This is a genomic window from Mycobacterium neglectum, assembly GCF_002591975.1.
In the GTDB taxonomy this organism is placed as follows: Bacteria; Actinomycetota; Actinomycetes; order Mycobacteriales; family Mycobacteriaceae; genus Mycobacterium; species Mycobacterium neglectum.
This window is the reverse complement of sequence record NZ_NVQE01000076.1, coordinates 1-12,781: the sequence shown is the minus strand read 5'-3', so window position 1 is coordinate 12,781 and position 12,781 is coordinate 1. Positions and strand designations below refer to the sequence as shown.

General features: G+C 64.1%; 3 protein-coding genes and 1 pseudogene. 2 read left to right on the top strand and 2 right to left on the bottom strand.

Going from position 1 to position 12,781, the window contains the following annotated elements; translation table 11 throughout:
• Nucleotides 1–79: 79 nt before the first annotated feature.
• Together CSQ99_RS29700 and CSQ99_RS29695 are read right to left on the bottom strand one after the other, a co-directional pair.
• Nucleotides 80–508, bottom strand: a pseudogene (locus tag CSQ99_RS29700) (NlpC/P60 family protein); the annotation flags it as partial.
• Between the two features lie 293 nt (nucleotides 509–801).
• Nucleotides 802–1,938, bottom strand: a complete 1,137-nt coding sequence (locus tag CSQ99_RS29695; RefSeq protein ID WP_099042564.1) for an alkaline phosphatase family protein — start codon at nucleotides 1,936–1,938, stop codon at nucleotides 802–804.
• A 99-nt stretch (nucleotides 1,939–2,037) separates the two neighbouring features.
• Here CSQ99_RS29695 and CSQ99_RS29690 point away from each other — a divergent pair, with 99 nt between their 5' ends.
• Together CSQ99_RS29690 and CSQ99_RS29685 are read left to right on the top strand one after the other, a co-directional pair.
• On the top strand, nucleotides 2,038–12,402 hold the full coding sequence (locus tag CSQ99_RS29690; protein WP_245909156.1) for a BTAD domain-containing putative transcriptional regulator: 10,365 nt from the start codon (nucleotides 2,038–2,040) through the stop codon (nucleotides 12,400–12,402).
• A gap of 40 nt (nucleotides 12,403–12,442) precedes the next feature.
• On the top strand, nucleotides 12,443–12,676 hold the full coding sequence (locus tag CSQ99_RS29685) for a hypothetical protein (RefSeq protein ID WP_099042562.1): 234 nt from the start codon (nucleotides 12,443–12,445) through the stop codon (nucleotides 12,674–12,676).
• The last annotated feature ends 105 nt before the right edge of the window (nucleotides 12,677–12,781 follow it).

Below are 12,781 nucleotides of genomic sequence, written 5' to 3'. Positions count from 1 at the left end.
TTATTAGACATGGATGTGTTTTTTACGGTGACGGGGACCGCGGGTGTCTCAGAAAGGGGTATGGTCGGCAGCGTCAGATGGGTATAAGAGAGAGCATCAACACGACCGGGGCGCCCGGGGGCGGCGGGACCTGGTCGGCCGGCATCGGAAGGAACATGTGGTTGGTGAACTGCGACTGGTACGCGCCGCCGCCGCCGACCTTGACGCCGCCGCCCTCGCCGGAGGACACCGGAGTGCCATCGGGGAGTGTTGCCGCGGTGTGCCCGCTGTTCCAGCCGACATTGAGGGCACCGGGTTGTGAGCCGTACTGGAACCCACGTGCTTTCAGTGCGCCCTCGATGTTCCCGGTGTGAAATCGATCCCCGTAAATGGGCCGGCCGGTCGCCGCGTTGGTGACCCACGAGACCAGGCCCGAGCAGTCAGTGCCGGCGGGAGAATCCCCACCGGTGACGTACGGCGTGCCCGACACGGAATTGACAAGCGTCAAAAGCGTAGCAACAGCAAACATGACGACGGACGTTAACAGGGCATTTTGCAGCCAGCCAAAATTTGTGACCACGTTCACCGAAAATGATGTGACGCCGTTCACAATGCTAGAAATCGGTGCTCTGATTCACTGAATTGCCTTGTAGAAAGCTCATATCCGCAGCTCTACTTGTCGGCGGTGTTTGTGATGCCAGTGATTTCTCTTGGCAGTGACGTCAATTCGATCTCAGCTGCCAATTTTCTAAGCGGAGAAGATCGTGAAAATTACTCTGGCCCAGTGCAATTCGATGTTCGGGCGGCTGCAGGCTGCATGGTTCAACCGTAGGCAAGCAGGAGTGGGACATTCTGCTCTGCGGTTGTCAGTGATCCATGCTGGCCGATCAGTGACGATTCGATTGGTTCTGCCGTCCGCCTCAGCAAACCTATCGAGTCTCGGGCCGCCGCGACGACATCCCCGATGCGGGGCCTCGTCAGATCGCTGACACGCTCGCCGAACCACCCCGCGGCGATCGCTTCGTCACGCGACACCACCCACGCGCGATCTGCGAGCGTCGTCTGCCATCTCGCCAACACGTCTTTCTCCGCGCCGGGGGCTATATATATGTGCCGAGCCCGCGCCTCGCCACCGATATCGGTCACGCCATCGGTGAGCGCGTCGTCACTGTCGATATCGACCGCGTCTGCCGGGTCTACCGAGACCATCCCGTGGTCGGCCACCACCGCGAGCATCCCGCCCGGCGGCAGGCTCTCGACGACCGATTGCACCAGGCAGTCGACCTGGCGCAACTGCATCAGCCACGCAGTCGATCCGGGCCCGTACAGGTGCCCCATCATGTCGAGCTCGCTGTGGTAGGCGTAGCAGAACCCACCGGCGGCGACCGCCTCCCGCACCCGCGCCGACAGATCCCCCAACGCATGCACTCCGATGTAGCGACCGCCGCGAAGAGCCGCGCGCGTCATCCCGGAACCGGTGAACTCGGCACCGGAGATGACGCTGACCGCCGCCCCTGCCGCAGCCGCCCGTTCGAACGTCGTCGGAATCGGCTGAACCTGCTCGGGCGGCGCGGTATCACGCACGTCGGCCCCCCACGGATGCATGCGCCACCGCAAAGTGTTCACGACACCGACATCCGGCAGCCGGAAGGAGTAGCCGACCAGACCGTGCTCACCGGAGCGGCACCCGGTACCCAGCGCGGCCAGCCCGGCGACCGTGGTCGCCGGGAAGCCGACCTGCAGTGTGCGGCCGCGTAGGCCGGCCATGACAGGCGCGTCGGAGGCGTATTCGTCGAGCAGCTCGGCACCAAGGCCATCGATCAACAGCACGCAGGCGCCCGCGATATCGCCGGTTAGCGGGATTCGGCCCTCGAATCCCGCAACCCCCATCGCGGAGAGAACCGACGGAACCACGTCAGCAAGGTGTGGTGTGTCCGGATCGGGCTGCGGCAGATCCACACGCCGAGCCTGCCACACCGTCGGAGCCGCCTTTACTAATCCTTGACCGGGTATTGAATCCGCATCGTAACGATGGGCCACGTGACTACGCTTCAACACGTGGAGCTGGGGGTTTTAGGGCCTCTACAGGTCCGGCAGTATGGCCTGCCGGTCGCGGTCCCCGGCGCCAAACCACGCGCGCTCCTCACCATGCTGGGCCTGCATGGCGGTTCTGTCGTCTCGGCCGACACCCTTGCAGAGCTCCTGTGGGGCGCTTCTCCGCCGCGGACCGCCGCCAAGGCCTTGCAGACCCACATCTCATCCCTGCGTCGCACGCTGGGGGACGGCTACGTGCTGACGGAGGGGACCGGATGGACCCTCAGCACGAGCGAGATCGATGCGATTCGCTACAAGCTGGCTGCCAGACTGGGTCGCGACGCGATCTCGGCGGGAGACGCCGGCCAGGCGGTGGCCCGATTCGACGAGGCACTAGCGCTCTGGCGCGGCATCCCTGAACTGCCGGATGGCCCGCGCGGCGGATCGGAGAAGACGCGCTGGATCGAGGGCCATGCCGCGCTGGTGGAGGACCGGGCAGATTCGCTGCTCGCGACGGGGCGAGCCGCCGAGATCATCGGCGAGTTGGAGGCCGCCATCGCCGATGCGCCGTTGCGCGAGCGGCGTTGGGGCCAGCTGATGCTCGCCCTCTACCGAGCGGGCAGGCAGGGTGAAGCTCTCGGTGCGTATCAACGCGCGCGGTCCCTGCTCGCCCACGAACTGGGCGTCGATCCGGGTCCGGACCTTCGGCGCCTGGAGACGGCGATCGTCGCCCAGGATGCTGCCCTGGAAGTGGCTGTAGCGGAGCAACTTTCGATAGTGACCCGTGCCGTGACGTTCTTGCTCACCGATATCGAGGGGTCGACCGCTGCGTGGGAGGCCGATTCCGACGCCATGGCGGTGGCGCTTGCGCGCCATGACGAGATCGTCGAGCAGGTTGTCACGTCGCGGGGAGGGCGTCTGGTCAAGACGCGCGGCGAGGGCGATGCCACGTTCTCGGTCTTCGATCGCCCTTCGGCAGCAGCCGCTGCCGCCATCGAGCTGCAAGAGGCGATCCGTCACGAGCCCTGGGCGCTGGCCGAGCCGATGCGTATCCGGGTGGCCCTGCACACCGGCGAGGTCGAGCTGCGCGACGGCGACTACTTCGGTCGGGCGGTCAATCGCGCTGCCCGCCTGCGGTCGCTGGCCGCAGGCGGGCAGATCCTTTGTTCGGGCGCTACTGCCGAACTCGTCATCGACACGCTGTCCGATGATGTCGTGCTGGTCGATCTCGGCATGCGTCAGCTGCGGAATCTCTCGCGTCCGGAGCACGTGTTCGAACTCCGCCTGGAGACGGCCGAGGATTCCGCCGACCCAACTATCGAGGTGCCGCCGATGCAGCGGCCTGTTCTGCCCACCGTGCTGGCCGGGCCCGGGCCGTTCGTAGGGCGTGGCCCAGAGCTCGACGGCCTTCTGGCGGCGTGGCAGTCGACGTTGGCGGCAGGGACGCGCGCCATGTTGATCGCAGGTGAACCCGGCGTCGGTAAGACACGCCTGGCCGGCGAGTGGTCGCGTCAGGCGTATGAGCAAGGTGCGGTCGTTCTCTACGGCCGTTGCGATGAGGACCTCGGCGCGGCATATCAGCCGTTCGCGGAAGCGCTGAGATCGCTGGTGCCTTGCGTTGGTGCCGGCCGGCTGCGCGAATTGCGCGGCGCAGAAGCACTGCTTCCGCTCGTACCCGGACTCACCGACGTCGTGCCCGATCTACCGATGCCGTCGCGTTCAGACCCGGACACCGAACGCTACGCACTGTTCGACGCTGTCGTCGCGCTGCTGGCGGTGGCGTCGGCGAGTGCACCGGTCGTCCTGATCCTCGACGACCTGCACTGGGCGGCCAAACCCACGCTGCTGCTGTTGCGACACCTGCTGCGATTCGGAGAGCAGGCGCGGGTACAGATCGTTGGCACCTACCGCAGCACCGACCTCGACCGCTCCCATCCGCTGGCTGCGATGCTGGCTGACCTTCACCGCGACGGCACCGCCAGCCGCATTACGCTGGGCGGCCTCGATGAGGACGACGTCACCGCGTACGTCGCCGAGGCCGGGTACGACGACGTCGAGCTGGCGCGGGCATTGGCCTCGGTGACGGGAGGCAATCCGTTCTTTCTGATCGAGGCACTGCGTCACGTCGACGAAAGTGGTGGCCGTTGGGACCCGAGCACGCTGCCGCAGGGAGTTCGGGAAGCGGTGAGCCGCAGACTTTCCCGGCTTCCAGGGGAGACGAACAAGGCTTTGGCGGCCGCCGCGGTGGTCGGCAGCAGGTTTCCACTGGCGCTGGTCGAGAGTGTGGTCGGCGACGACCTCGTCGACGCGTTCGACGAAGCGTGCAAGGCGGGCATCGTCATTGAAGAGCCGGGCGGTCGATACCGGTTCAACCACGCGCTCGTGCGGCAATCACTGCTCGCGGAGTTGGCCTCGGTGCGACGGATGCGGCTGCATCAGAAAATTGCCACCACGCTGGAGGCCGAGTCGGGCGGCCATGACGAACTGCTGGCCGAACTGGCCTACCACTACTTCGAGTGCGCGTGGGCTGGCAATGCGGTAAAGGCGGTCGAATACTGCAGGCGTGCAGCAGATCAGGCGATCGAGCGGCTGGCCTACGAGGGTGCGGCCGATCTCTACGACCGGGCGCTGCATGCGCTCGAGGAACTCGATGACGAACTGCCGGACCGCGACGCCCAACAAGCCGAACTGCTGGTCGCTCGCTGTGAGGCGTTGCTCGCGGCGGGTGACGTGGGATCGGCGGCCGGCGCGGTAGCGCAATTGCAGCGGGCTGCAGGAGATTCCGTGCGTTTGGCGGCTTGGGGAATATGCTTCGACGGCCAGCTGTCGATGCTCACCGATCCCGAACGGTTGGACGAGATCGAATCCGAGGTGAGCGCTGCCGCCCAACGGCTGGCCGAGTTGGACGACGCTGCGGGCGAGGCCAATGCGCATACGGTCCGGGCCGCGTGCCTGGCCCGCCTCGGGCGCATCGCCGATTGTGAGACCGCGTTGGATCAGGCGCTGACTGCGGCTCGTCGCGCGCGCGATCACCGCCGGGTGAACGCCGTGCTGGCGGGCGCACCGCTGGCGGCGCTGTGGGGACCCAACCCGGTGCCTCGCGCGGGTGGCCGGTGTCTGGATGTTGTTCGGCTACTGCGCATCACCACCGGGTCTCCGGTGGTGGAGGCGACGTCGACGCGGTGCCAGGGCGTGCTGGACGCGATGCGGGGACGGGCCGCGGCGGGGCGTCAGTTGATCGACTCGGCCAGGCGCGCGCTCACCGAGCTCGGCATGCGGCACGCGTTACTCGAAGTCGACCAGTTTGCCGGCATTGTCGAGTTGGTCGCCGACGATCCTGCGTCTGCCGAGCCGCATCTGCGACGGGCGTATGACGGCTTCCGGCGAATGGGGCTGGATGCGGACACAGCTGACACGGCCGCGCTGCTGGCCCGGACCTGTCTTGCGCTCGACCGAGATGCGGAGGCAGATGAACTCTGCAGGGAGAGTGAGCGACTCGCCGGCCACGCATTGAAGCCATCGATCGCATGGCGAGCGGTCCGCGCTCAGTTGCTGGCACGCGATGGCGAGCATGACGATGCGCGTCGGGTAGCCGAGGAGGCCGTCGCCGTAGCCGAGCGCACCGATGAGTTGGTCGACCACGGCGATGCCTGCCTGGCGCTGGCGTCGGTGCTGGGTGCTGCCGGTGACGTTGCGGGGGCGCGCGCCGCCGCCGAGCAGGCAGTCGCGCTGTACGAACGGAAAGGCGCGGCAGCACTTGTCGAAAAGGCGCTACGCGTACTCGGATCGGAAACCGCGACTGTCGCATCGGCACCCGAAACGCCGGTGGCCGAACCGGAGAACGAGTGTGTGCGAACGCTTCGCCGCGTCGAGGCCGCGGTCAACCGGGAGGCGTGGAGCGAGGTTGAGCAGGCGCACGCGCGTATCGGCTCCATTGAAAGTCGCCGCAAGATAGTCGGCTTTGAGCGGATCGATCTGCCGGCCGGCGAGATGGCGAGCGGAGCAGAGAAGTTCATGCGCGAGATGCGCATTGGGCGATCTCGTCGCCCGATCGTGGCCATTCGGGGCGAGCGTTTCGCGCTCACCCGAACGGAGGTTGGTACCGTAGACGACACTCCCGGGGCGCCGATGGACGAGATGTTCCAGCTTGTCGGCCTCGATGAGGAGGGCCGGATCGCGCTGCAGATCTGGTTCGATGTCGAAGATCTCGACGCCGCGATGGCCGAGTTGGATGCTGCGTATGCGCGGCTCGAGATGGCGCATCCTCAAGCGCCGATCGAGAACGAGTGTGTGCGTGTGGTCCTCCTTCTCGATGCTGCTTACGACCGCGATGCGTGGGAGGAGGTCGAGCAGTACGTCGCAGCCGTAGTTTCCTGCGAGAGCCGCCGCAAGATAGTTGGGCAGAGCCGCGTCGATAATCCCCACAGTGAATGGGTTGCCGAGGCGAAACGCTATCGGGAAGTTTTGGCTCCGGTACGGTACCGCCACGAGGTTGTCGCCGTGCGTGGCGAACGCCTGGCTCTCACGTCGTTGAGCGTCGGTCCTACCGATCAGAGCCCAGGCGCACCGCGGGACGAATTGCTCCAGTTATACGGCCTCGACGAGGATGGCCGAATCGCGCTGCAGGTGTGGTTCGACGTCGAAGACATCGACGCAGCCTTCGCCGAACTCGATTCTCGATACCTTGCCGGCGAAGCGGCACCGCACGCGCGAACGTGGTCGGTCGTGGTTAGGTCCTGCGCCGCAATCAATCGGCTAGAGCTTCCTCCGGCGACGCCGGACTGGGTCAACATCGACCACCGACGCGGGACACCATTCACCCAAAGCGATATGTCCAAAATACTCAGCACGTCAAAGACCATCACACCGGAATTTCGCTGCCACATCGAAGCTGTGCACGCGTTGAGCGATGTCGGTGCAGTCGTCACCAGTAGGTCGCTCGGAACGTCGCAAGGCGGCTTCGAAGCCGAGTGGCGGGTGGTCCTTCTTCAGACGGTCGAAAGTGACCTGCTGAACCGAAACGAAGTGTTCGACGAGAAGGACCTCGACGCCGCGCTCACCCGCTTCGACGAACTCGGCCGCTCGGCTGCGCAACTGGAGAACGACGCGACTCGGGTGTCCAAACATTTCGACACCTTGTTCAACGCCCGCGATTGGCCCGCGATTACTGAGTTGTATGCCGATGACGTGTCCGCGGACGATCGCCGTCACGTAATAAACGGCGGATCCCGTAGCGGTCGAGATGCGGAGATCGCCAACTTGCGGGCGATGGCGGAGCTCACTGCGCCACAAATGGGTTCGACCGTGTTGGCGATTCGCGGGAAGCGACTCGCGCTATTTCGTACCCGCGTCGCGGACGACGATGTGTTGGTCGAAGGGACCTTCCTCAGTGTTCTCGAGATCAACACCGATAATCGGATCGTCGGCGTGGTCGGGTTCGACCCCGATGACCTCGACGCTGCCTTCGCAGAACTCGACGCTCGTTACATCACAGGCGAAGCGGCCGCTCACGCGCACACATGGTCAGTCGTCGCGGGGTCCTATGCGGCAGTCAACAGGCATGAGCTCCCCGCGTGGACCGCCGACAAGGTGGACATCGATCATCGGAGCACCGCATCGCTCGCGCCAGGCGAGCTACGCGCATATCTTCACGCCATGTGGGGCCAAACGCCCGATGTCAGGGTCGACATAGTGGCCGTTCACCGGCTGACCAGCTTCGGTGCACTCGTCACCCACCTCGCGACCGGAACCACGGAACAGGGATTCGAGGGTGAATGGCGAGAAATCACCCTGTCGACCATCGACGGTGACCGGATAAGCCGCAGCGAGATGTTCGACGAGTCCGATCTCGAAGTGGCACTCGCCAGATTCGATGAACTCCAAAGGCCGGCAGCGCGACTGGAGAATACGGCGAGCCGAGTGGAGGCGAGCTGCCAGGAGTACATCGCAGCAGGGGACTGGGACGCGATGGCAGCAGTGTTGGCCGACGACGTCTCGATCGATGATCGGCGCCGTGTCGTCAATGCAGGTCTACGGCGGGGTCGCCGAGCCGTCATGGATGATCTGCGAGTTGGCACCGAGATCGGTCTCACACACATCACTGCGACCCCGATCGCAATTCGTGGCGAGCGGCTCACACTGCGCCATATCCGCTATTGGGGTGGCGACCAGCGCCCCGAAGCGAGTGTGATCGAGCTGGTCCAGATCGTCGAGATCGACTCGGACGATCGAATTTCGGCGCTTGTGCTTTTCGAGGTCGACGAGATCGCGGCCGCCGTCGCAGAGTTGGATGCTCGCTACGCCGAAGGTGAGGCGACTGACCATGCGCGCACATGGTTGGTGATTGCGGGTAGTTGCGCCGCGCTCAACGCACGACAGCTTCCCGCTCCGCCGAGCTTTGTGTACGTCGACCGACGGCGAGTTGCGAACATCGGCGAGGGCGACATGCGCGCGTTCTTCCATGCGGCATGGGAGCTCACGCCGGATCTGCTGACATCTATCGAGTCTGTACATCGACTCAGCGGCCTGGGAGCAGTCGTTAGTCAAGTGGCGCAGGGGACTTCGGAAAATGGCTTCTATGCCGAGTGGCGGGTAGTCAATGTGTACATGGTCGACGGCGAACTCCTGAGCCGCGCCGAGGTGTTCGACGAGATGGACCTTGACGCAGCGATCGCAAGGTTCGACGAACTCAACCGGCCCGAGCCGAGGTTGCAGACTGGGGCGAGCAAGTTGGGCGAGCGCTTCCGGGCATCCTTTGCGGCCCGCGACTGGGACGCGATGGCTGAGCTGCTGGCCGACGATCTGCACTACGAGGATCGCCGACGAGTCGTGAACGCAGGGATCCGACACGGTAGGGACTCCGTGTTGGGAGACATGCGGGCCGCCGCCGAGATGGGGATCCCAGAATTCGCGACAACGGAGATCGCGACCCGTGGGGAACGCCTCGTCCTCGTTCGTGCAGAGTCGTGTTACGACGTACGGCCCGGCGCGTTCTACGTCGAAAACCTTGCGATCGCTGAGATCGATGCCGCCGGGCGGATGACCGCCCAGGTCATGTTCGACACCGATGACGTTGATGCCGCGCTCCAAGAACTGGATAAACGCTATGTCGCAGGGGAAGCGGCCCAGCATGCGGACACATGGTCGGCCATCGGAGATGGCTACGCCGCGTTCAACCGGCGCGACATGCCTCGAACGACTCCAGACTGGGTGAATATCGACCACCGGACAGGCGGGAGTGCGTTCGCGCCCGGCGATCAGACGTCCTACATTCATGCGACCTGGGAACTCGCGCGGCAGGTCCGCTCCTACGCAACGGCTGTGCACCGTCTGAACGCTCGCGGAGCCGTTGTGACACAACTGACGAGTGGGACCTCGCACCAGGGGTTCGACGTCGAGTGGCAGGACATCATCATTTTGACCGTTGACGGCAACCGGCTCAATCGCTGTGAAGTGTTCGACGAGGCAGACCTCGACAGAGCGATAGCCAAGTTCGACGAACTCAGCAGGCCGACAGCACGACTGGAGAACGCGGCGAGCCGAGCAGAAGAGCGTGCTCTGGCGTGCTTCATGGCCCGCGACTGGGCCGCCATGGCCAATCTCCTTGCGGCCGACCTTTCCCTCGACGATCGTCGGCGAGTCGTGAACGCCGGGAAGCGCTACGGTCGAAATGCGGCGATCGCCGACGCGCGGGCAGTCGCAGATCTCGGTGGCACGCAGATCACGTCAGATGTGATCGCGCTACGCGGCGAGCATCTATTCCTCGCTCGTAGTCACCTGTCCAGCCGAGACCAGGGGCCCGATGCATTCCACACCGAATCGCTCTGCGTCGCAGCTATGGACGCCGACGGTCGGATCGCAGTCCGCGTGGTTTTCGATCCCGACGATCTCGACGGCGCCCTCGCCGAGCTTGATGCGAGGTATGTGGCTGGCGAAGGGGCCACTCACTCACAGACGTGGTTTCTCGTCACCCAGGCCTACGCGGCTTTCAACCGGCATGAGTTTCCACCGGGAACAATGGATTTCGTAGGTCTGGACCACCGCCGCGGGATCGCCTCTGCTTCCGACGATATGGCGCAGTACGTCCGCGCCGTTTGGGAACTTGCACCGGATGCGAAGGCCTACGTCGAGACAACACATCGGCTGACCAACCGGGGTGCCGTCGTAGTCGCGCCAGCGCACGGCACCACGCAGGAGGGATTCGATGCAGAGTGGCGCGAGGTTCATCTATTGGTGTTCGACGGTGATCTGCTCAGCCGCTTCGAGGTGTTTGACGAGGACGATCTAGACACCGCGGTCGCAAGGTTCGACGAACTCAGTGCATCAGCGCTACGGCTCGAGAACGCTGCGACCCGTTTGCGAGCGCGTGTCTCCGATGCGTACAACCGTCGTGATGTGGAGGGGTTCCTTTCGCTCGCCGGCGGCCTGTATGAGGATCGCCGAAAAGGGTTGCGCGATGCAGGAGCAGGTAGCCGGGATTTTGCGCTCGCGGTGATGTCCGAAACGCCCACTAGCTGGCGATTGGAAATTGAGCCCGTCGCCGTCAGGGGAAATCGCCTCGCGCTGAGCCGCGAAGCGTTCCGCGACAGCGGCGATGCCAACCGGCCGATCACGGTCGAGTTGATGGTGCTCACCGAAGTCGTCGGCGAATTGCTCTCATATACAGCATTTTTCGATCCCGACGACGTCGACGCCGCCTTGGCCGAACTCGATGCCAGGTTCGTGGCGGGCGACGGTGCGGCCTATTCGCACGTATGGACACGCGTGAACGAGACCTACGCCAGGTTCAATCTGCACCAGTTGTCTCCCACCACACCGGACTGGGTAAACGTCGACCACAGGCGCGGGGCAGCGCCCGAGCCGGGCGACATGCACGCTTACGTCAGTGCGATGTGGGCGGTCGCGCCCGACGTCCGCACGTGCATCGAGAGCGTGCATCGGCTGACCAATCTAGGAGCGGTCTTTACTCACTCCGAGTTGGGCACTTCACAGCAGGGCTTCGGTGCTGAGTGGCACGAGGTCACCCTTCTAACTTTCGATGGCAACCTGATCGACCGCTGCGAGCTATTCGACGAGGACGCACTCCATACCGCGCTCGCCAAATTCGACGAGCTGGCTGCGCATGCGAATCACCTCGAAACCATTGCAAATCAACTCGACAACGCTGCAACCCGCGTCCGGGCACGGTTATCCGACGAGTTCAATCGCCGCGACATGTCCGCTTTTCTTGCCCTGGCCGCACCGGATGGAAGTTTTGAAGACCGCCGAAAAGGGCTGCGCGACGAGGCGACTGGCATGGGACTGATCAAGGTCACGAACGCACTGTTCGAGGTTGTCCCCACCGATTGGATATTCGAGGTGAAACCCCTCGCCGTCAGGGGATCTCGCCTTGCGCTCACCCTCGATAGATACCGAACAACCGACAAAGACCCTACGACTACCGCCGAGCACTTGACGCTCACCGAGATCGACGACGACGGACTGGTGCGTAGGACTACACTTTTCGATCCCGACGATATCGACGCCGCATTCGAGGAACTCGATGCGCGGTACATCCGAGGCGAGGCAACGGCGCAAGCCGGCGTCTGGTCAGATGTCGCACGGGTCTGCAGGGCATTCAATCGTCGCGAAGTTCCTGCAGCGATACCGGGCTGGGTGAATATCGACCACCGGCGGGGTACGGCATTTGCGCCAGGCGAGTTGACCGAATACCTCCTTGCCACATGGGAACTGTCACCAACGGCGGCGCTCTATATCGAGGAAGTGCATCGGGTGAACGAGCTCGGCGCGGTGATCACGCTGGCGGCCCATGCGACCTCGCGCGACGGTTTCGCCGCCGAGTGGCGAGTAATCAATCTCTTCACCTTCGATAGTCGCCGGCTGAGTCGGGTCGAGGTATTCGACGAGTCGGACGTCGGTGCTGCGGTCGCGGTGTTCGACGTGCTCACTGCTCCAGCGCCGCAGCCCGACAATGCAGTAACAGTCGTTCTCGCACGCGTGGTGGACGCCTTCAACCGTCGCGACATCGACAGCTATCTCGCCCTTTTCGACGACGAGGGCCGATACGACGATCGGCGAAAAGGCTTGCGTGACAATGGCCCAATCAAGCCGGACTATGCGAGCGCGATAGTACTTGAGGCGGGTACTGGTTGGCAGGAAGAAATCGAGTGCATCGCCGTCAGGGGAAGGCATCTGCTCTTATGCCGCGCGATCTTCCGCGACCACAGCGAGGTCGACTGTCCGATTGCTGTAGAGGCTTTGGTACTTGCTGAAGTCACCGAGGGCGGATTGATCTCTGCCTTCGTGGTTTTCGACTGTGACGACATCGACGCCGCATTGACTGAGCTGACCGCTCGGTGGATCGCATCGGGAGAGGTCCAATCGCCATGATTGGGATGCGCTCGCCGCAATTGAAGCCGACGCCGCTTATGTGAATCACCAGCAGTTGGGGACTGGCGAGGAGATCGCCGACATCCCCTGTCACTCTGCCAATGGCGTCGTGACCTACATCGTCCTCAAGGGCACGACTGCCGACGGTGCCGAAATCGAGCTACCGGCCGTGATCGTCCTCCTCTTCGACGGGTTCCGCCTCCTGCGCATGGAAGTCTTCGATTTCGACCAATGCGATCAGGCACTCGCTCGTTTCGACGAGCTCGACAGCTAGTGGCGCGCCATCGCCACCGCGTGGCCTAGTTCAGGTTGGGTGGTTGGGGTTGGAAGGGGACATACCATCGTCGCCATTGGGTGCGTTCGCCGGTGGGTCCGCGGT